Here is a 19,989-nt window from a genome sequence, read left to right on the forward strand (position 1 = left end):
CGGCGGCGCGAGGCGCTCGCGGCCCTCAGGGCAGCCGGGTGCTGAGGTTGGCTATCCCGTCCGGAGGGCCGTCGAGGGGAGGGGAGCCGAGCGTCCATTTGCGGACCGGCGTGCCCGGCGGCAGCCCGACGTAGTTGTGGCGATGTCGGGACCCGTTGAGGTGCGCCCGGTTGCCGGTGAAGGCGCTGAGCCCCGCGGGATCCTCGTTCTGGATGCCGTAAAGCGTGTTCCTCGACAGCGTGTTTCCCTCGACCAGCGCGCGCGCGCAGGCCCTCAGCCAGATCCCTTTGCCGTCGTTGTTCGCGGACTGGCAGCCGATGATCCTCGCGTCGCTCTGCCTCTCGAGCAGGAACCCCGCGCCCTTCTGCGGGTCGCCCCGCGACGGACCGGCGTCGACGGGCGGGGCCGGCGGCTGCACGAACAGGGGCGCACGGTGGACCGTGTTGCCGTCGGCGATGCAGTCGACGAACGCGTTGCCCTCGCCGCCCACGAGGCCCCCCTGCGGATCCGCGAGCGGCGTCGAGGCGATGAACCCGGCCGCGAGCCCGTCGTCCTCGGCGGTCCCGCTCGCGTTCCTGTTCCCCACGGCCACGCAGCGCCTCAGCACCACGTGGCGGGTCGAGTGGAGCGCGAAGCCGCCGGCGGGCGCGTTCGCGCTCGCGCCGTGGTTGCCGATCGCGCGGCACCCCTCGAGCAGCCCGCGGTACACCGCCCTGCCGAGGCGAAAGCCGAGCGCGGAGAAGTCCTTGACCGCATCGGCGGAGGCGGCCGGGTTCGCGTTGTAGTTCCCGTCCGCCTCGCACTCGACCATCTCCAGGTTGCTCGTCGTCGAGATGTTGAACCCGCACGCGCGGTTCCCGGTGAGCGTGAAGTTCCGGTTCGCCCTGCAGCGCAGGAATTTGTAGTTCTCTCCCCACGCGAAGAAGCCGGCCGGCTCTCCGCCCGACGTGTTGTCGTGCGCCTCGCAGTCCTCCACGAGCACGTTGCGGCAGATGACGAAGTCGGCGCCGACGACGTTGAACTGCACGCCGCTCGGCTGGGCGCTGGTGTTCGCCGTGCGGTTGAACACGCACTGCTTGACCTGCACGTCGTCGCAGAACAGGACGAGCGCGCCCAGCGTCACGGCGAAGTCGAGCCGGCTCGTGTTCTCCGAGCACACGCAGTTGATCATCCGGATGCCTTCGGCGAAGGCGACGCCGCCGGCCGCGTCCCGGGCGCCCATCACGAAGATCCCGCCGTTGCGGCACAGGAAGCCCGTGTCGATCACGCCGTCGCCGCCGCACCGCCGGACCGACAGATCGAGCAGATCCAGCTGGCTGCACGCCCTGGCGGCGATCCCCACCCCCTGGATCCCGAGCACGCTGCCGTTCCTGATGACGAGCCGCGTCCTCCCCTCGGCGAACACGCCCACGTTCCCGGAGACGACCTCGCCTCGGCAAGGCCTCGCGCCCGGGTCGGGGGCGACGACGGACGCCGGAGGGTCGATCTGCCGCAGCGTCCTGCCGCCCAGGTCGAGCGTGACATCGTCGCTCGCGATCGTGATGGCCCGCGCGCTCGCGTCCTGCGCCACCCAGTCGACGTCTTCCACGAGGGTGTACACGCCGGGCGCCGTGATGACGAAGGGGATGCGGCGCTCCGGGTCCGGTCCGCCGTTGATGTCCTGCGCCGTGATCGGCGTCGCGGGGAGGCGCGCGCTGGCGCCGGGGAGCTCGCTCATGGTCCTCGGGCGGGAGTCTACGCCGTTCAGCCCGCTCCGCGCCGCGCCGGCGAGCGCGCGCCTCACTGGATCGGCACCGCGCGCAGCGACTCGGCGAGCTTCGCGTAGAGCGAGCTCCGCGGGTCGTCGCGCCGGTAGATGAGCCGGAAATGATCGCGCGCGAGGGGCGCGGACGGCAGGAGCCGCTTCAGCTTGCCGCCGCGGAGCTCGGCGGCGACCATGTGGCGCGGCAGCACGGCGACGCCCTCGCCGGCGAGCACCAGCGCCTTGATGGCGGCGCCGAGCCCCACCCAGCGGTGCCGCGCGAACGCGAAGCAGCCGGCGCCGCCCGCCTGATCGGCGAGGTACCGGAACAGCGGCATGGTCGGGTCGATGTCGAGCAGGCAGTGCCGCGACGCGTGCTCCGGGCGGGCGAACGCTTCGCGCCGGAGCAGCTTGGGGGAGGCCACGAACGCGTAGCGCTCCTCGTGCAGCGTCTCCGCCGCCAGGCTCGTGGCGCACCAGCGCGCGCTGGTGACGACGCAATCGACGCTGCGGTCGTAGAGGCGCTTCAGCAGGTCGTCGGAGGCGCCGAAATAGAGGTGGAGCGTCAGCTCGGGGCGCCGCCGCGTCAGCGCGCCGAGCTGGGGGACGATCCACGACATCCCGAGCTCGAACCGCGTGCCGAGCGTCAGCTCGACCGGAGCGGGCGCGGGGCCCATCGCGCTGCGGAGGCAGTCCTCGGCGAGCGCCAGGCACTGGCGGGCGCGCGGCAGCAAGGCGAGCCCGCGCGGCGTCAGCTGCACCCGGCGCGTGGTGCGCTCGAACAGCGCCGCGCCGACCTGCTCCTCGATCTGCCGGATGCGCTGGCCGAACGCGGCGGGGCTGAGCGCGACGGCGCGCGCCGCGGTCCGGAAGTTCAGCGTCCGCGCCGCGGCCTCGAAGCAGGCGAGGTTCTCCAAGGAAGGGAGCAGCATCGCGGCATCGTATCGATTTGCGCAACAATCCCGGTCATGAAATACGGGATCATGAAATACGGGATCTCGCCGGCCACGGCGCGCGTGATCCGGAGGGCTCGGGTGGCCCGGACCCCGGGGGTTACCGTGGATCCTCGACGGGCGCGGTCTCGAGCGGGACGGTGCCGCCGTTCGCGACCCACTTGAAGCCGTCGACGAGCGCTGTCGAGTCGACCCTTTCGTCGCCGGTGTCGAAGATCATGAACCGCAGCTTGAGCTCCTCGCCGCCGGTCACCGGGGCCCGCGTGCGCAGCCAGCCGGTCGCGCCGGCGTTGTTCCAGAGCCCGAAGCCGGTGCCCTCGAGCTCGTCCGTCCCGAGCGGGCAATCCTCGCAGACATCGAAGAAGCTGAGTTTGACGCTGACAGGGTTGCCAAGGCGATCGAACGAGAGATTGCCGTTGAGCGACCCTGGCGGGGCCGGCGTCGCCAGGGCGATGAACTGGTCATTGAAGCAGTGTTCTTCTCCGATGAACTCGGGGTATTCGAAGGTGTAGAACTTGAACGCGAACTCGTAGCCTGTCGCGTTCGTCGGCGCGCGGATGACGAGCTCGAGCGCGATGTCGTCGTGGATGTTCGCCGAGGGAGCGCACTCGGGGGGGCCTTGCGGGAAGCCGGGCGGCGCGTCGCCCGGCCCGTAGTTCTCGCAGCTATCCGCGTTGCACGCGCCCGGCCACCCCGCGATCCGGGCGCGACCCGAGGACAGGACGAGCAGGCGTGTCCCGCCCTGCGGGCGCACGTTGGGGCCGAAGGAATCGAGCACGCCCACCGCGGGCGAGGGCGCCGCGGGTGAGCCGTCGCCGCGCACGTACTGCGCGCTCAGCACGCCCCACTTCCTGTCGCCGGGCGACGCCTTGGCGCAGAGGTCGATCGCGTGGGCCCCGTGGATGGCGTCGAAGTCGGCAGGAGCGATGTTCCTGTCGCAGGCCGGCGGCGCGTCGTCGATCACGCCGTCGCAGTCCTCGTCGGCCGGCTCGGGCACCGCGCCGCTCGGGTCGGGCTCCGTGATCACGACCTCGACGGCGCCTGGGTTGACGTTCGTGTCGCCGTCGTTGCAGTCGCCGTCCTCGATGGTGAACCCATCACCGTCCTCGTCGGGCGACGGGCCCTCCTCCGCCGGCGCGCCGCCGCCGAAATCAGCCCAGGAGCCCGTCGACTCCGCGCGTCCGCCGGCGCCCGCCTCCGCCGTCGTGGCGCTGGTCGCGCCCCCGCCGCCGCCCTCGCCAGGCGCCTGCTGCCGGTCGCGCGCCGTCGCGGAGCACGCGCCCGAGGCCCAGAGCGCCGCCCCGACGCTCGCGCAGAGACCCAAGTAGACGAAGCGCCCGCCTCTCATGGTGCATCCACCTCGATGGTTGGTCCGGATCGCCGGAGCGCCGCGTTCCCGGCGACCCACGGCAACATGCGAGCACATCACGGCCTGGGCTCGCTGTCTTCTGTTCGCTGCCGCGGCGGCGCGGGGTCGTCGGGCGGCGCGCCTCGCGCCTGTTCCCCTCGCTCCCCTCGCTCCCCTCGCTTCAGGAGCCGCGCGGCCCACAGCGAGAGCGCGAGCAGCCCGACGGCCAGCGCGCCCCCGATCGGCGCCCGGTGCCGCTCGGTGAACGGCAGGTCGCGCGCGACCGGGGCGGCGCCGAGCTCCGGGTTTGCCGCTGCGGCGCCGAGCCTCACGGCGGGGGGACGCTCGCGCGCGGCGGGGTCGAGCAGGTCGGCCAGATCGTAGCTCGGGCGCTTGCCGAGCGCGTCGCCGACGTAGAGCCAGTGCGGGCCCGGCCGCGCGGCGCGGAGCACGATCTCGCGCGCCCGCACCTCGCCTTGCGCGCCCGAGAGGGAGAGCGGCGCCGAGTCGCCGTCGTGGATCGTGAGCCGGAGGAAGCGCTTCCGGGTCGGGCTCAGCGGGATCCGTGTCGACGCGAGCGAGGGCCCTGACTCGCCGTGCGGACGGATGCGGTGGATCAGGCCGCTCCCTACGGCCGGCCAGACCGCGCGGTACGTGGTCGAGGCGACGTCGACGCGGCGGCTGAACTCCGGCGTGGCGACGTCGAGGAGGACGGCCTCCAGCGGCACACCGTCGGCGCCTGCGTCGAGCGTGACGAGCGTCGTCTTCGCCTCGCTGTCCCGCTGCGTCTCGACGATCGCGAGCGGCAGCAGCGCGGGGGACTCGGTGGGGGCCTGCGGCTCGCACGAGACGCCGCCGCCCGTGATCCGGACGTCCGCGGCCGCGTCGCGCGCCGGGGCACCCTCGGGGACAAGGCGGATCCGGACCAGGGCGGCGCGCGAGAGGGGATAGCGGACCGACAGGTGCTCGACCGTCTCCGAGCCCCGGGGGATGCGGTACACGTAGGCGCCGCGCGCGACCTCGCTGAGCGCCCTCGGATCCGCGCCGGTCTCGACCCGCGCCTCGCGGAGGAAGCCGCCGCCGGTGACGCTGAGCTCGACGCGGCAGTGGCGCGTGCCGGGCGCGTCGAGCGCCCAGGTCGCGTGCGCCACGCCGGCGGCGTCGACCCCGGGATCGAGCATCGTGGCCGCGATCCGCCCGGGAGAGTGCGCGGCGCCCGGCTCGCGGATCACGTAGGGCACCTCGGCGCCGTCGGGGCCTGCGATGCGGACGTCGGCGAGCAGCTCTTCCGCGCGGCTCTCGCGGTAGAGGTCGAGATCGACGTCGACGCGGTGGTCGCCGGCGGCGTCCACGCCCTCGATGGGCCGGACGAGCGCGTGCCTCTCGGTCGGGGGCGCCGCCCCGGTCTGCGCCTCGGCGGGCCGCGCGAGGCCCATCGCCGCGAGCAGCGCGAGCGGCCCGGCCGCGCCCCGCGATCCGGCGCGCAGGAGCGTCACGAGGCGCCGGCCGAACCGCGCGTAGAGGAACCCTCCGCCGACGAGCAGCGCCCCGACGCCCGTGAAGAGGGCGATCTGGTAGATGCGCTCGACGTGCCAGACGTCCCAGGTCACGAGCTTCGCGATGGTGACGGCGAACAGGGCGAGCCCGGCGTAGCGATGGAAGGCGTCGCGCGCCGCGAACCCCGCGGTGAGCAGCGCGATCGCCGCGAGGGCGAGCACGAGCGTCGTCGCCATCGCGAGGCTGCCTTGCTGGCCCTCGAGGGCGGCGCGGTGCTGCACGGTGAGCTCGGCGAACTCGGCCGCGTCGAGCGGGGCAGGGGGGGCGGCAGGGAGCGCGGCGATCGCGCTCCGCACCTCGATGACGACGGTCGTGATGAGCAGGGCGTACCCTGCGCCCAGCGCCGCGACCGCGGCGCCGCGCAGCTCGGCGCGCGCGGCGTCCGGGGGGCGGGCGAACGCCGCGCGCGACAGCAGCCGCCCCGCTGCGAGCAGGGCGGCGCTCACGCCCGCGAACGCATAGGTCCTCGCGTTCAGCAGGACGGGAACCGCCATCGCCCCATCGCGGCCGTGCGTCGCGAACCAGGCTGTGACGAGCGCCTCGGCCTCGGCCCGATCGACGACGAGCGCCCGCGCGAGGGCGGCGGCGAAGAGCAGCAGGGTGACGGCGAGCCAGGCGCGCTCGCCGGTGCGCGCCGCGATCGCGGCCGCCACGGCCGCGAGGATGCTCCAGACCACGGTGACCGTCGCGCCGCCGAGCCCGAACGCGACGGCCGCGGCGAACAGGGCGAGCGCCTGTCCGAGGAGCAGGGCGATGCGATCGGCGGGGGGCGCGGCGCCGGCGCGGGTCACGCCGGCGCGCAGGAGCGCGGCGCCGAGCGCCAGGTCCAGGGCGCCGGCGCCCGCGGTGAGCAGCGCGCGGAGCGTCGGCGTGTCCTCCGGCGTGGCGCCGAGCGCGGCCGCGACGAACCCGAGCGTCGCCACGCACGCGGCGAGCGCGTCGGACCACGAGAGCGCCGGCGCGCCGGGCTCGCGCGGGCGCCGCGCCGAGGCGCCCGCGGCGCCGAGGAACACCAGCATGACGAGCGCCGAGGCGCCGAGGAAGCCTGCGTTGACGGCGTCGATGGCGTCGACGGCACCGGCGGCCGCCGAGGCGCCCGCGTCCGCCGGCGCGATCGCGAAACGCGCGGCCGCCGCGAGCGCGCCTGCCGAGACGATCGCCGCAGTGAGAAGCAGGCCGGGGAGCGCGGCGCGCGCGGCCGTCCACGCCGCGAGGGCGGCCGCGCCCGCGAGCGCGAGCGCGAAGAGCGCCGCATCGGCCTCGATCAGCAGCATGCCCGCGGTGCAGGCGAAGAGCGCCGCGCCGGCGGAGCACGCGATGGCGGTCTTCCGATCGAGCTGGCGCGCGAGCCCGGCGCCGCGGAGCCACCCCGCGAGGTAGACGAGCGTCCAGGCCGCGACGAGCGCGACGAGCGTCGTCCGGTGCGCGGCAGGCGCGTCCGAAAACGTCGCGGCGAAGGCGAGGAAGGCGGCGCCCATCGGCGCCAGCAGCCAGGCGCCCTCCTCCGGCGCGCGCAGGGCGACCAGCGCCGCGAGCGCGAGCGCGATGGCGGCGGCCGTGAGCGCGCGCGGCGCGTCGAAGAGCAGCGCGGTCGCGCCCGCGTGGGCGAGCACGAGCGCGGCGATGCTGGTCGCCGTGGCGTCCGCGCGCGCCGCGACGCGGAGGACGCCGGTCGCTGCCGCGCCGGCCGGCGCGGCGCTTCGATCGGGGCTCGAGGCGGGCGCGCGGCGCAGCCACAGCGCGCGCAGGATGCCCTGCGCCGCGGCGAGCGCGACGAACGCGAGGGGCGCCGCGCGCGCGGCGAGCGGGAAGTAGGGCCCCGGGAGCGCCTGCGCGGGCGAGTCGAGCCAGGGCGCCGCGTCCGGGTCTCCGCTGGCCGGGGCGGCGCTGGCGTCGAAGTGCGTGGCGTACCAGCCCCAGAACAGCGCCGTATGGCCTGCGATCGCGAGCCACGGCGCGACGCGGAAGCCGAGCCTCGCTGCGACGGCGTGGGCGACGCTCGTCATGAGCAGGAGGTAGCCGAACAGGACGAGCGGCCGGTCCTGCCCCGTCGACAGCACGACGGGGTTGAGGAAGCCGGCGACGAGGCTGAGGACCAGGATGGCCTCGCCGCGGTGGCGGAGCGCGAGGCCGGCGCCGAGCAGGAGGAGCACCGTGTCCGCCGCGAATGCCGCGGAGATCGGGACGATCTCGTACAGCGCGGCGCTCGCCCACACCGACGCGATCAGGACCGAGAGGCCGAGGCCGATGAGCGTGTGGACGAAGCGACGCTGCGCGCGCCCGCGGAGCACCTCGGCGATCGCGAGGAGCGCGACGCCGGTCGCGGCGCCGAGCGCGACGCGCCCGAACGGCCCGATCCAGGCGTTGTCCGAGGCATACTTGAAGAAGAAGAGCGCGCCGAGCAAGAAGGTGGTCGCGCCCGCGCGGGTGAGCCAGGTGAGGCCGAGCCGCTCCTCGATGGAGGGTCGCTCCGGGGCCTCGCGGTGCGCGGTCGAGCCGGCGCCGGACGCGCCGGCGTCGAGCGTCGCAGCGGGGCGAAGCGCGCGAGGCACGCGAGGCAACGGAGGAGCAGCGGGACCCGGGAACGCGACCGCGGGGGGCGCCGCGGCCTCCGCGGCGGCGAACGCCGTGGACGCGATCGCCGGGGGCGCGGTGGCGGGCGGATGCGCGATCTCGGGAGGCGCGCCGGCGGCCGCCGCGTCGAGCGCGGGCGGCGCGCCGGCGGTCGCCATGTCGAGCGCGGGCGGCGCGGCGGCGGTCGCCGCGTCGAGCGCGGGCGGTGCACCTGCGCCCTCGGCGTCGAGGCCGGGTTGCGCCGCCGCCGGGGGCGGGAACGCGCCCTGGGCAATCGGCTCTTGCTCCAGGCCGTGTGTGCTTCGCGGGCTCTCCGTCGCTGCGGTGAGCGCTGCGCGGCCGCGCTGTCCCGAGAGCTCGGCCACCCGGTGCTCCAGCGCGTGGATCCGCAGCAGCAGGTCCTCGTTGCGCCGGTTGGCCCGGACGGCGAACACGAAGGCGACGAGCGGGGCAACCAGGAGATAGGCGACGAGCGCGAGCCCGAAGAAGACGACGATTCCTGCCCCCATGCATGCTTCGTAGCATGGGGTGCGCATCGCAGGCGCCGCCCGTCCGCGCGATGATGCCTGTGCTGTTCACGCTGCTCGCGCCGACGGCCCCATCGGAAGGCGAGGACCTTTCGGCGCGCGCTGGGATTCGGGTAAGGTGCATCCGCATGAGGAACACACGCCTGCCTGATCGCCGCGCGCCGGGCGCCTGCTATCTTCCCCGTGTTCCCGGACGGCGGCGTTGCTCGGGGGGGGAGCGCGGCCATTCGGGAACAGTTCTTCAGTCCTCTCGACCTTCTGCGCCGGAGACCTCGCGATGGTGAAGCACCCGACCGTCTCTGCATGGCAGCGGGATCACGAGGAAGGTGGCTATACGGCCGAGTTGCATGGCTGGACCTTGCGGGTCCGCTGGATACCCGAGCGCCCGGGGGAGGTCCGCGGCTTCGTGTGGGAGGCCGTCGATCCCTCGGGGAACAAGGTCACCTCGCGCGAGATCCACGAGGAGATCGAGGTGGCGATGGCGTACGCCGAGGAGCGCGCGGCCCCCGATCCGGAGAAGCACGAGGGGAAGACCGTCGATTGAGCCGCGCGCCGCGCGCCGCGCGGCGCCGCCGGGCTCAGCCCGCCTTGTCTGCGGGCGCCGCCTTGCGGCCCCGCCTGGTCCCGTAGTTCCGGATCACGATCTCCCCCACGCGGCCTCTGGCGTCGCTCTTCGCGTTGATGCTCCGGAGCGCCGCGACGCGGTCGATCTTGAACCGCTTGTAGAGCGGCGGGATCTCCGGAACATCGGAGTTCGAGAGCATCACCTGGACGCCTCGCCCGTCGAGCTCCGCGAAGAGGGCCGCGAGGCGCTCCTGGTCGCGGAAGCCGAAGCCGCCCGCGCTGTAAGACGTGAAGTTCGCGGTCGACGAGACCGGCGAGTACGGCGGGTCCAGGTACACGAAGTCGCCTTCCTGGGCGTGGTCCAGCACGCGCTCGAAGTCGCGGACCTCGATCTCGACGCCCTGCAGCGCCGCCGAGCAGGCCCGCAGCTGGGGCGGGTTGCAGATGGCCGGCTTGACGTAGCGGCCGAAAGGCACGTTGAAGCGGCCGGCGCTGTTCACCCGGTAGAGCCCGTTGAACCCCGTCTTGTTCAGGAAGATGGTCCGCGCGGCGCGCTCGGGCAGCGAGAGCGAGGCGGGATCGACGTCGCGAACCTTGTAGTAGTGCGTCTCCTCGTAGGCGTGGCTGCCCAGCGCGGCGATCACCTCGTCGACCCGATCGCGCACCGCCCGGTAGCAGTCGATGAGCTCGGCGTTGACGTCCGTCAGCGTCGCGCGCTTCGGCTGCAGGCAGAAGAAGAGCGCGGCCCCCCCCATGAAGGGCTCGAAGTAGCGCCCGTAGGACGCGGGGAGGAGCGGCTGGAACTGTCGGAGCAGCTGGCCCTTGCCGCCCGCCCATTTGAGGAACGGGCGTGGCGTCACGGGCGCGTCGTCGTCGGCTTCGGTGACAAGGGCGGTGGTCATCGCGCAATACTGGACGCCAACCTACCAGGGCGCGCGATCGTCCTCAACCGCCGAAGGCACCGCGAGCGAGCGCGCTCGTCCGACGCGCCTCGCCGGTCCGCCCCCGACGCGCGGGTGCCCGGGGCCATGCGTCGCTCCAGGCTAGGTCGTTCTATGTCCACGCCACGGCCCAGCCGGGCGGCGATGTGCCTTGAGGACGATAGCGGATGTTGGCCTGATTCATCAGTGATTCCGATTGCTTGTAAGCATGCATGAGCACGCGTGTCCCCGCTGGCGCGCTGCCCGGATCATGGCATGTCGCCGCTTGCGCGATCGCCGAGCAGGGATAAGTTGAAGTCTCGACACGCGGGCTGAACAGCCGCTGGTGGAGCGGAGTTCTCCCGCATTCGCGCACCGCCGCGTCAGGCCATCTCGCCGGTGGACCTGCGCGGCGCGGCAGGGGCTCGCTCGGGCGCTGGGCGCGGGCGTCCCACGCCGGGTGGCGGCTCCTCGAGGGGCCGCCATTCGTGGCAGCCGCCGTTGCTTCTCGACAGGAGGGATGCCGCCATGATGCTTGCCTTCGACCTCGATCGCGACGACGCCCCGCAGCAGCGCGGCCCCGGTCCTGCGGACGGACCGGGTTGTTACGGTGAAGCCGCGGACTACCGTGCTCAGCGGATCCTGTACGCCGCCCGCGACTGGATCGGCGAGCAGGACGGCATCACCACCGACGGTCGCTCGCTGATCCTGCTGCACGCCCAGCGGACGTCGCCGGAGCGGCGCGAGGCGCTCGTGCGCTGCTTCGAGCGCGTGATCCTGCATGCCCCCCGGCCGGAGCTCGCCGCGCTCTCCGCGTCGCTGCGCCAGGCGGGGCTCTCCGTGGACGAGGACCTCTCGGTGATGGGCGCCCCGGCCGGCGAGGTGCGCGCCGCCGTGCAGGGGCTCAGCCGGTTTCGCACGTTCCCGCCGCGCCTGCGCCTGTCCAGGGTGTCGCCGGACGACGACGAGGCGTCGATCCGCGCGATCCAGGAGCTTCAGGCCGAGAGCGGCCACGCGCCGCTCCCGGGGTGGACCCTGCGCGGCGGCGAGGGGCGCTCCTTGACGCTCGCGCTGCGCGACGGCGCGGGGGCGCTGATCGGCTGCACCACCCTGTGCGTCGTGACGCGGCCACAGCCTGCCGAGATCGGCGGGCGCGAGGCGCTCGCCCAGCTCGGGCTGCTGGGCGCCCCCCCGCTCTGGATCTCCGACGTGGGCGAGGCGCCCTCGTGGACGGCCATGCCGATCTGCACCTGTCTGCGCGAGGACCACCGCGGGCGGGGGCTCGGGGCCCCCCTGCAGGCGGCGGCGCTCCGGGAAGGGCACGATCGCTTCGGGATCCGGTGGTTCTACGCGCTCGTCCGGGCCGGCGACGAGATCGCCAAGCGCATGAACGCGCGTTGCGGGCTCGCCCCGCACCGCGCCGAAGGGTTCCTCGTCGCGTCGGCGGTGCCCCCCGAGAAGCCCCGGTGGCCGGCGGACGGGCGCCGCGGCTCAGGCTGACGACAGCACGGGCGCGAGGAGAAGGCGCCGCCGTCCTAGCCGAGGAGCCACGGGGCCGGCGCCTCGCCCGCGAGGCGCCGGCGGATCGTGTCGAGCGCGCGCTCGAAGTAGCCGTCGCGCGCGACAACGAACTCGTCGAGCCGCACGTCGCGCGGCTCGACCTTCACGGCGCCCGCGGCGTCCGGCGGCCGCCGCACGAAGCCGCTCGCGCGGGGCACCTCGCCTCGGACGAGGCGCAGCGCCGCGCCGAGCGGGAGCGACAGCAGCGCGGTCACCTCGTTCGGATCGGGACGCAGTTCCTCGAGCGCGCGGCGGGTCGTCGCGAGCAGCACGTCCTGCAGCTCGCGATCGACGATGCCCGGCGCGTGATCGTCCTGGCTGCGGCGCGTGCCGAGCCGGACCACATCGTGCGGCGAGAGCGGCAGGCCGATCTCCTCCTCCGCCTCGCGCAGCGCCCCCGCGAGATCCTCTCCGGCGCGGTAGTGCCCCGACACGGCGACCTCGAGCGCACCGGGCCAGGTGTCCTTGTCGGGGCTGCGCTGCTGGAAGAGCACCCAGGGCTCCGCGGCGCTCTGGCCGCTGTCCGGCACCAGGCCATCGTCGGGCCCCCTCTCGAGGAGCACCCACACGTGAACGCTCCTGTGCCAGTCGCCGTCGCGGTGAACGAGCCTGCGCGCCTTGCGCACGCCGAGCGGCCGGCCGCCATCATCGAGGATGTCGAACAGCTCCTCTTCGTCCTGCGCCGCCATGCGCCAGAGGGTAGCGCAACGTGAACGGAGCAGGACGTCTTCGCTGTCCTGCGTGCTCGTCAGATGACGCTGTGCTTCGCGTCGTGCTCGACGCACGACATCCAATGGAAGCAGCAGGAAACGAGGCGGATGAGGTAGAAGTGGCGATCCCAGCGGGAATCGAACCCGCGTTACCGGCGTGAGAGGCCGATGTCCTAACCGCTAGACGATGGGACCTTGTTCTGTGGAGAAGACCGACAGCAGAGCTGAGCGGCCTGGCTGGGGGACAAGGATTCGAACCTTGATAGCAAGAGCCAGAATCTTGCGTCCTGCCGTTAGACGATCCCCCAAGGGGTCAGCGCCGTGTTTCAGCGCCACGGGCCGCGGAATCTACTCGGGCTGCCTGGATTGTCAAGCGACCAAAATCGGACCCGCCGAAGAAAAATGCTCGCCGCCAAAAATCGCCCACATTTCAGATGGTTCGCGCGCTTCGCGGGGTGAGCAGGGCCTCCCCCCTGCTCAATCCTTCGCCCAACCCGCTCCGCCCTCGTTGCACGCCTTCCCTCTGTCGCCGCGCAACTGTACGTCGCTGTTGCCATTGTCCGTTCATGTTGTAACTCTGCTCTCGGCGGGGGCTCGTCCCTGGGAGGCTCCATGATGTCGCGACCGTGCCCCTCGCCGTCGCTTCTCCAGACATCTCGGCTTCGGCGGTCTGAACTTTCGACCCCGGAAAAGTCGCGGCTCCCTGCTACGTGCCCTTGACGCGCCGGGTGACTGATTTACTTTCGGCCGCGGTTTAGCCACCGGCCTAGGAGAGTGCCAAGACACTGCGATGTCGGGCACTTAGCTCTCGTCGCGCGGGCGGATCGCCCCAGCGGGGGGGCGAACGGGACCTCCGGCGAGCCGATGGTCAGTCAACAAGCCGAGGACGAGGGAGCCAGCATGAAAATCAGGCCGCTGCAGGATCGGATTGTCGTCAAGCGCGTCGAGAGCGAGACGAAGACCAAGGGGGGCATCATCATCCCCGACGCCGCGAAGGAGAAGCCGATCGAGGGGCGCGTCGTTGCGGTGGGCAACGGCAAGGTCCTGAAGGACGGCAAGGTTCGCCCGCTCGATGTGAAGGTCGGGGACAAGGTGCTGTTCGGCAAGTACAGCGGCACCGAGGTGAAGCTCGACGGCGAGGAGCACGTGCTCATCCGCGAGGACGACGTGCTCGCCGTGACCGAGTCCGCCTCCTGAACCAGGTCTGAGGCAACCGAACGCAAGCGTTAGTACACGCGGCCGCGCGGCCGCGAGGGGATTGAGAGATGGCTGCGAAGCAGATCGTTTTTAGCCGCGGCGCCCGCGCCGCGATCCTCAAGGGCGTGAACACGCTCGCCGATGCGGTCAAGGTGACCCTCGGGCCGAAGGGGCGGAACGTCGTCATCGAGAAGAGCTGGGGCTCCCCGGTCGTGACGAAGGACGGGGTCACGGTCGCCAAGGAGGTCGAGCTCGCCGGCAAGCTCGAGAACATGGGCGCCCAGATGGTGCGCGAGGTCGCCTCGAAGACCAGCGACAAGGCGGGCGACGGCACGACGACGGCGACGGTGCTGGCGCAGGCGATCTTCGGCGAGGGCCTCAAGCTCGTCGAGGCCGGCCACAACCCGATGGATCTGAAGCGCGGCATCGACGCGGCGGTCGCGAAGGTCATCGAGGCCGTGCAGAAGGCCGCCAAGCCGACCAAGGACAAGGACCAGATCGCCCAGGTCGCCACGGTCAGCGCCAACGGCGACAAGGAGATCGGCCAGATCCTCGCCGACGCCATGGAGAAGGTCGGCAAGGAGGGCGTGATCACGGTCGAGGAGAACAAGCGCATGACGACGGAGCTCGAGACCGTCGACGGCATGCAGTTCGACCGCGGCTACCTCTCGCCCTACTTCGTGACCGACCCCGAGAAGATGACCGCGGTGCTCACGAACCCGCTCATCCTCGTGCACGAGAAGAAGATCTCGGCCATGGCCGACCTCCTGCCGCTGCTCGAGCAGGTGGTGAAGCAGGGGCGCGAGCTGCTCATCCTCTCCGAGGACATCGAGGGTGAGGCGCTCGCCACGCTCGTCGTGAACAAGCTGCGCGGCACGATCAAGGTCGCCGCCGTGAAGGCGCCCGGCTTCGGCGATCGCCGCAAGGACATGCTCAAGGACATAGCGATCCTCACGGGCGCGACGCCGTTCATGGAGGACCTCGGCCAGAAGCTCGAGAGCGCCACGGTGCGCGACCTCGGGACGGCCAAGCGGGTCGAGATCGACAAGGACAACACCGTCATCGTCGACGGCCAGGGCGACAAGACGGCCATCAAGGGCCGCATCGAGGCGATCCGCAAGCAGATCGCGGACACGGCGAGCGACTACGATCGCGAGAAGCTCCAGGAGCGGCTCGCGAAGCTCGCCGGCGGCGTCGCGGTGGTGAAGGTCGGCGCGGCGACCGAGGTCGAGATGAAGGAGAAGAAGGCGCGCGTCGAGGACGCGCTGCACGCGACCCGCGCGGCCGTCGAGGAAGGCATCGTGGTCGGCGGCGGCGTGGCCCTCTTCCGGGCGGCCGCCTCGCTGGAGTCGCTCAAGTTCAACGACGAGCGCGACGTCGGCGTGCGGCTCGTGCGCCGCGCCGTGGAGGCGCCGCTCCGCCAGATCGCCCAGAACGCGGGGGTCGACGGGACGGTGGTCGCGGAGAAGGTCCGGACGGGCGCGCCGACGTTCGGCTACAACGCCGCGACCGACTCGTACGAGGACCTGCTCGCCGGCGGCGTCATCGACCCCGCCAAGGTCGTGCGGCACGCGCTCTCCAACGCGGCCAGCGTCGCCGCGCTGATGCTCACGACCGAGGCCCTCGTCGCCGAGAAGCCCAAGAAGGAGAAGGCCGCGGGCGGCGGGGCTCCCGGCGGCATGGGCGGCATGGGGGGTATGGGCGGCATGGGGGGTATGGGCGGCATGGGCGGCATGGGCGACTTCGACATGGGTTGATCGCCTGTCCGCGCCGCTCTCGGGCTGCCGCCGCCTCCGCGCGGCGCCGGCCCGCTGAGCGCGCTGCCCCGACGAAGCGGGCCGAGGGGCCCTCCAAAGCATGCTGGCTTGGGGGGCCCCTCGCGTTTTGTGTTTTGTGAGCGCCAGCGCTCTTGCCCGGGTTTTTGACCCGCGGTCACGTGGGGCGCTAGACTCCCGGGCAATGTCGGAGTCGTCGTTCGCCCGCTATGGCCGCGAGTACGTGCCGGGCGACGTGCTCTTTCGTGAGGGTGACTCCGGCGACGTCATGTTCGTCATCCAGTCGGGCGCCGTGCGGATCACGAAGTCGGTCGCCGGCGAGGACAAGGTGCTCGCGGTGCTCGGGCCCGGCGAGTTCGTCGGCGAGATGGCGATCTTGAACGGCAAGCCCCGGAACGCGACGGCCACCGTGAGCGAGCCGTCCCGCTGCCTCGTGATCGACGCGCGGAAGCTCGAGGTCATGCTGCAGCGCGACGTCGAGATTGCGCTCCGTCTCCTCAAGAAGCTGGCGAAGCGGCTCGACGCGGCGAACTCGCTCGTCGAGATCCTCATGCACCGCGACCCGAAGGCGCGCGTGATGCTCGCGCTCGCGCGCCACGCCGAGGCCTTCGGAGCGGAGACGCCTGAAGGCATACGCGTCCGCTTGTCTCCCGAGGACATCGCGCGCGAGGTCGACGTCGAGCAAGAGACGGTGGACGAGGTGATGAAGCGGCTCCGCCGGCTGAAGCTCCTCTCGTACGGGCCGCCTGGACCCGCGGCGATCATGGTGACCGACATGCGCAGGTTCCGGGATTTCATCGAGTTCCTGGACATGCCGCAGAAGTTCGGCGGAGAGAGCTGAACCAGTGGAGCTGCGTGTCATCGGCTGCCACGGCGGGGAGACCCCCAGGCATCGCACGTGCGCGTTCGTCGTGGACGACGTCCTCGCGATCGACGCCGGCTCGCTGACCAGCGGGCTCGAGGTGAAGGACCAGGCGCGCATCGAGGCGTGCCTGGTGAGCCACGCGCACCTCGATCACATCCGCGACCTGGCCACGATCGCGGACAACCGTTGCCAGCTCGGGTGCCCGCCGCTCGTGATCGCGGGCACGCGCGAGACGCTGCGGACGCTCAAGAAGCACTTCTTCAACAACGTGCTCTGGCCCGATTTCGCGGTGATCCCGAGCGCCGGGCAGCCGACCATCCAGTACCTCGAGCTCAAGCCGGAGCGCCCCACGCCGGTCGCCGGTCGGCTCGTGCGCGCGGTCCACGTGACGCACACGATCGACGCGTCGGCGTTCGTGATCGAAGGGGACGGCGGCGCGATCGCGTACAGCGGCGACACCGGGCCCACGGAGCGGCTGTGGGAGGTGCTGAACCAGCAGCAGGACCTCCGCGCGCTGCTGATGGAAGTCAGCTTCCCCAACCGGGAGCAGCGCCTCGCCACCGTGAGCGGCCACCACACGCCGCAGACGCTCGCGCTCGAGCTCCAGAAGTTCCGCGCGCCGAGGGATCTGCCGACGATGCTCTACCACATCAAGCCGGTCTTCCAGGCCGAGGTGGAGCGGGAGTGCGCCGCGCTGAAGGGGCTGAACCTGGAGGTCCTTCAGCTCATGGATCACTTCGTCCTGTAGCCGACGCATCGCCGACGCATCGGGGCGGGGCGTCCGGGGGCGTCCGGAGCGTGGTGCGCGCGCGGGGGAGGGTGGCGCTCCGCGCGACGCGATCGTGGCGCCGAACTGCCCTGCCCGAGGGGGATCGCTCGCTGGTCCGAGCGAGATCGCACCGCGCAGGAGGTGAGGCCTGCGCGGCGGCGGTGTCGGGAGCTCGCGCGCGACGCGACGCGACCGCAGAACGGCGCGGCGCGGCGCGGCGCGGCGCGGCGGGCTAGCGGCTTTCCTGGGTGGGCTCGTCGTTGAAGGGGCGCTTGCCGTCGGGCACCTCTTCGACGCGGGCCAGGACGACCGTGATGTTGTCGGTGCCGCCGAAGTAGTTCGCCCGATCGATGAGCGCCGTGCACGCAGCGTCCAGCGAGCCGCTGGACATCACGAGCTCGAGGATCTGATCGTCGCTCACCAGCCCGGACAGGCCGTCCGAGCAGAGGAGGTACACGTCACCGTGCCGCGTCTCGTCCGTCACGAGATCGACGAGGACGTCCTCGCGGATGCCGAGCGCGCGCGTGATGACGTTGGCCGGCAGCTGCCTGACCTCCTCCTCGGTCATCCACGGCGCCATGTGCGCCGCGTCGCTGACGAGCGAGTGATCGCGGGTGAGCTGCGTGATCTGGCTGTCGCGCAGGCGATAGCAGCGGCTGTCCCCGACGTGACCCACCGTCACGTGCTCGGCGTCCTTGGAGAACATCGCCGCCACGATCGTCGTGCCCATGCCGAAGTCGGCGAGCGTCTTGAGCGAGCGATCGAAGATGCGCCGGTTCGCCAGCCTGAGGCCGGTGACGACGTAGTTCTCCTCCTCGGTCAGGTTCGGATCGGCAGGGAAGGGCCAGGTGGCGTCCCTCCCGACCGTCACGGACAAGAAGTCCGAGAGGGTGCTCACGGCCAGCTGGCTCGCGACGTCGCCCGAGCGGTGTCCGCCCATTCCATCCGCCACGGCCACGACACGGTACTCCTCGCTGACGAGGAGGTTGTCCTCATTGTGGTCCCGGAGGAGCCCGGTATCCGTCATCCCGGCAAACCGGGTCCGCAACATGGGCAGAGAGTAGACGCGGAGCAGGGGGGCAGCGCAAGTTCAAGGCGAGGGCAAAGCTGAAATCCTGGGCCGGATCTCCCACCGCGGCCTCGCCGTGGCCGCTGGAAGCGGCCGGCGGCAGGGGTAAAGGACCGTTCCGGAGGCGCCCGCTCGCCGGACGCACTTTGCTCTTGAAAGATGAGAGAGGACGTGAGGTTCCCCGTCGCGCGGCGCGCCGAGGCGACGGGCGCTCGAGCTCAGAGCCAGCTCTCGCCGATCGCGATCCCCGCCGAGGCCGCGATCGTCTCGGCGGCGCGTACGCCGCAGGCCTGCGCCTCCTCGAAGAGCGCCATCCCCGGCTGATCGACGTGCGCCCAGGCGACGCGCTCGGACAGCGCGCAGCGCGGCTCGAACGGCCGCGGGCCGAGGAAGCCGGGGCGCGGGCGCGGCATCGCGTGCCCCCAGATCATGACGTCCATCCGCTCGACGTCGTCGCGCAGGTGCGGGTGCGCCGGCGCGAGATCGCGCAGCACGCCGTCGGCGAGCGACGACCACGGCGCGCGGAGCAGCGCCGCGCGCGCGGCGGCGACGTCCGGCCCGCCGAAGGCGCGGTAGTAGGTCAGCACGGTGCGCTGCACCGGCGTCGCGAGGCGCGACCGCTGCGTCGTCGCCGCCGCGAGATCGGTGAGCTGGTGGCGCGCGTCGACGTAGCCGAGCCCCTCCGCGCCGTAGAGGACGGAATCCCACGCGTGGTTGGGATCGATGGGCCGCTCGACGTGCAGGTTCGCCACGAGCCACGCCGACGCGACCCGCTCCGGCAGCTCGCCCGCCGCGCTCCCCGCGAAGATCCGGCGCACGACGAACGCCGGCGCCGCGAGGATCGCCGCGCGGGCCTCGATGCGGCGCGCCTCGCCGCGCTGCACGTCGACGTAGTCGATCTCGACGCGGCCGCTCGGCTGCGGGCGCACCGACGTGACGAGCGCGCCGAGCGACACGCGCGGCGCCGCGCGCTCGATCAGCGCCTTCACGAGCCGGCCGTTGCCCTCGGGCCAGACGAGGTAGCGGCTGCCCGCGAGCTCGGGCGCGCGCGCCTTGCGCCCCGCGAAGTAGTGCAGCCCCGCCCAGGCCGAGATCTCCTCGAGCTCGCCGCCGAAGTCGTCGAGCATCGCGTAGCGCACGTACCAGCGCAGGAACGCCGTGCGGTACCCCTCGCGATCGAGCCACGCCGCCATGCTCATCCGGTCGAGCTGGAGGAGCTCGGGGTCGCGGGAGGAGCGATCGAGCGGGATCTGGAACGCCGGGCGCCCGTCGCTGCCGATGAGCTCCGTGAGCTCCTCCTCGAGCGCGTGGAACCTCTCGAGCTCGTCCAGCGCCTCGCTCGAGAGCGCGTCGACCGGCGCGAGGCCGCTGTGCCACGCGCCCTCGTAGAACAGCCGCTCGCCCGGCGCGTGGCACAGCCGCCTCGGATCGAACACGGGGCGCCCCGCCGCGTCCCAGCCCGTGACGACGCCCATCTGCTCGAGCAGCCGCAGCGCCGCGCGCGCCTCGACGTTCGGCGCGGCGAGGTAGTGCGCGCCCCAGGGGTACGGCACGACGCCGTCGTCGCCCCACGCGCTCGTGCCGCCCGGCCTCGGCTCGAGCTCGAGGACCCGCAGATCGAGCCCCGCGCCGGCGAGCCGCCACGCGGCCGACAGCCCGCTCACCCCGCTGCCGACGATCACGACGTCCGCGCGCTCGGCGGGGCCGCTCGCCGCGGGCAACGGGCCGCCGCGGAGCAGGTGGCCCGCGCCGTGGGCCGCGCCGACGATCTCGCCGGCGAGCGGCGCGCGCCCCGGCGCGGCCGTGTGCACGACCCAGCCCGCGGCCACGGAGCTCAGGAAGCCGCGGCGGTTCACCGGA

General features: G+C 72.7%; 14 protein-coding genes and 2 tRNA genes. 6 read left to right on the forward strand and 10 right to left on the reverse strand.

Features of this window, described 5'->3' with window-relative positions; translation table 11 throughout:
* Window positions 1-25: 25 nt before the first annotated feature.
* From WMF45_RS16030 to WMF45_RS16045, 4 genes are all read right to left on the reverse strand, one after another.
* Window positions 26-1,717 carry a right-handed parallel beta-helix repeat-containing protein gene (locus tag WMF45_RS16030; RefSeq protein ID WP_437717759.1) on the reverse strand — a complete coding sequence of 564 codons (1,692 nt, stop codon included), beginning with the start codon at window positions 1,715-1,717 and terminating at the stop codon, window positions 26-28.
* A gap of 62 nt (window positions 1,718-1,779) precedes the next feature.
* Window positions 1,780-2,673, reverse strand: coding sequence for a LysR family transcriptional regulator (locus tag WMF45_RS16035; protein ID WP_437717760.1), 894 nt, complete (start codon window positions 2,671-2,673; stop codon window positions 1,780-1,782).
* 121 nt (window positions 2,674-2,794) lie between these two features.
* Complete coding sequence (locus WMF45_RS16040; RefSeq protein WP_437717761.1) at window positions 2,795-4,042, reverse strand: hypothetical protein; 1,248 nt, start codon at window positions 4,040-4,042, stop codon at window positions 2,795-2,797.
* Window positions 4,043-4,119: 77 nt separating this feature from the next.
* Complete coding sequence (locus WMF45_RS16045) at window positions 4,120-8,682, reverse strand: DUF2339 domain-containing protein (protein WP_437717762.1); 4,563 nt, start codon at window positions 8,680-8,682, stop codon at window positions 4,120-4,122.
* Between the two features lie 295 nt (window positions 8,683-8,977).
* Between WMF45_RS16045 and WMF45_RS16050 the strand changes: the two genes are divergently transcribed.
* The gene (locus WMF45_RS16050) at window positions 8,978-9,244 is read left to right on the forward strand and encodes a hypothetical protein (protein ID WP_437552632.1); all 267 of its coding nucleotides are present in this window, start codon (window positions 8,978-8,980) and stop codon (window positions 9,242-9,244) included.
* 34 nt (window positions 9,245-9,278) lie between these two features.
* Here the strand turns inward: WMF45_RS16050 and WMF45_RS16055 are convergent, their stop codons facing one another.
* Window positions 9,279-10,166 carry a DNA adenine methylase gene (locus WMF45_RS16055; protein ID WP_437717763.1) on the reverse strand — a complete coding sequence of 296 codons (888 nt, stop codon included), beginning with the start codon at window positions 10,164-10,166 and terminating at the stop codon, window positions 9,279-9,281.
* A gap of 546 nt (window positions 10,167-10,712) precedes the next feature.
* Here WMF45_RS16055 and WMF45_RS16060 point away from each other — a divergent pair.
* Window positions 10,713-11,684 carry a hypothetical protein gene (locus tag WMF45_RS16060; protein WP_437717764.1) on the forward strand — a complete coding sequence of 324 codons (972 nt, stop codon included), beginning with the start codon at window positions 10,713-10,715 and terminating at the stop codon, window positions 11,682-11,684.
* A gap of 35 nt (window positions 11,685-11,719) precedes the next feature.
* Here WMF45_RS16060 and WMF45_RS16065 read toward each other — a convergent pair whose 3' ends face one another.
* The 3 genes from WMF45_RS16065 to WMF45_RS16075 form a co-directional block, all read right to left on the reverse strand.
* On the reverse strand, window positions 11,720-12,433 hold the full coding sequence (locus WMF45_RS16065; protein ID WP_437717765.1) for an NUDIX hydrolase: 714 nt from the start codon (window positions 12,431-12,433) through the stop codon (window positions 11,720-11,722).
* Between the two features lie 141 nt (window positions 12,434-12,574).
* Window positions 12,575-12,649: transfer RNA gene (locus WMF45_RS16070), tRNA-Glu, on the reverse strand.
* A gap of 39 nt (window positions 12,650-12,688) precedes the next feature.
* A tRNA-Gln gene (locus WMF45_RS16075) sits at window positions 12,689-12,762 on the reverse strand.
* 592 nt (window positions 12,763-13,354) lie between these two features.
* On the opposite strand from WMF45_RS16075, the gene groES reads away from it, so the two are divergent.
* From groES to WMF45_RS16095, 4 genes are all read left to right on the forward strand, one after another.
* A complete protein-coding gene (gene groES, locus WMF45_RS16080) occupies window positions 13,355-13,651 on the forward strand; it encodes a co-chaperone GroES (RefSeq protein ID WP_012235412.1) in 297 nt (98 codons plus the stop codon).
* 68 nt (window positions 13,652-13,719) lie between these two features.
* Window positions 13,720-15,408: a chaperonin GroEL gene (gene groL / locus WMF45_RS16085; RefSeq protein ID WP_437717766.1), complete on the forward strand. Its 1,689-nt coding sequence runs from the start codon at window positions 13,720-13,722 to the stop codon at window positions 15,406-15,408.
* Between the two features lie 202 nt (window positions 15,409-15,610).
* Window positions 15,611-16,267, forward strand: a complete 657-nt coding sequence (locus tag WMF45_RS16090) for a Crp/Fnr family transcriptional regulator (protein ID WP_437717767.1) — start codon at window positions 15,611-15,613, stop codon at window positions 16,265-16,267.
* A 4-nt stretch (window positions 16,268-16,271) separates the two neighbouring features.
* A complete protein-coding gene (locus tag WMF45_RS16095; RefSeq protein WP_437717768.1) occupies window positions 16,272-17,039 on the forward strand; it encodes an MBL fold metallo-hydrolase in 768 nt (255 codons plus the stop codon).
* A 253-nt stretch (window positions 17,040-17,292) separates the two neighbouring features.
* On the opposite strand, the gene WMF45_RS16100 is transcribed toward WMF45_RS16095, so the two are convergent.
* Complete coding sequence (locus tag WMF45_RS16100; RefSeq protein WP_437552642.1) at window positions 17,293-18,111, reverse strand: PP2C family protein-serine/threonine phosphatase; 819 nt, start codon at window positions 18,109-18,111, stop codon at window positions 17,293-17,295.
* 236 nt (window positions 18,112-18,347) lie between these two features.
* Window positions 18,348-19,985 carry an FAD-dependent oxidoreductase gene (locus WMF45_RS16105; RefSeq protein WP_437717769.1) on the reverse strand — a complete coding sequence of 546 codons (1,638 nt, stop codon included), beginning with the start codon at window positions 19,983-19,985 and terminating at the stop codon, window positions 18,348-18,350.
* Window positions 19,986-19,989: the final 4 nt, after the last annotated feature.

Origin of the sequence: Sorangium sp. So ce448 (assembly GCF_051520915.1) — a bacterium.
Taxonomy (GTDB): Bacteria; Myxococcota_A; Polyangia; order Polyangiales; family Polyangiaceae; genus Sorangium; species Sorangium cellulosum_B.

Bases quoted from the DNA above. Each gene is read 5' to 3' on its own strand.
- WMF45_RS16100 (WP_437552642.1), bottom strand. From the start codon at position 18,111: ATGTTGCGGACCCGGTTTGCCGGGATGACGGATACCGGGCTCCTCCGG.
- groL (WP_437717766.1), top strand. From the start codon at position 13,720: ATGGCTGCGAAGCAGATCGTTTTTAGCCGCGGCGCCCGCGCCGCGATC.
- WMF45_RS16040 (WP_437717761.1), bottom strand. From the start codon at position 4,042: ATGAGAGGCGGGCGCTTCGTCTACTTGGGTCTCTGCGCGAGCGTCGGG.
- WMF45_RS16065 (WP_437717765.1), bottom strand. From the start codon at position 12,433: ATGGCGGCGCAGGACGAAGAGGAGCTGTTCGACATCCTCGATGATGGC.
- WMF45_RS16060 (WP_437717764.1), top strand. From the start codon at position 10,713: ATGATGCTTGCCTTCGACCTCGATCGCGACGACGCCCCGCAGCAGCGC.
- WMF45_RS16035 (WP_437717760.1), bottom strand. From the start codon at position 2,673: ATGCTGCTCCCTTCCTTGGAGAACCTCGCCTGCTTCGAGGCCGCGGCG.
- groES (WP_012235412.1), top strand. From the start codon at position 13,355: ATGAAAATCAGGCCGCTGCAGGATCGGATTGTCGTCAAGCGCGTCGAG.
- WMF45_RS16030 (WP_437717759.1), bottom strand. From the start codon at position 1,717: ATGAGCGAGCTCCCCGGCGCCAGCGCGCGCCTCCCCGCGACGCCGATC.
- WMF45_RS16090 (WP_437717767.1), top strand. From the start codon at position 15,611: ATGTCGGAGTCGTCGTTCGCCCGCTATGGCCGCGAGTACGTGCCGGGC.
- WMF45_RS16055 (WP_437717763.1), bottom strand. From the start codon at position 10,166: ATGACCACCGCCCTTGTCACCGAAGCCGACGACGACGCGCCCGTGACG.
- WMF45_RS16045 (WP_437717762.1), bottom strand. From the start codon at position 8,682: ATGGGGGCAGGAATCGTCGTCTTCTTCGGGCTCGCGCTCGTCGCCTAT.
- WMF45_RS16050 (WP_437552632.1), top strand. From the start codon at position 8,978: ATGGTGAAGCACCCGACCGTCTCTGCATGGCAGCGGGATCACGAGGAA.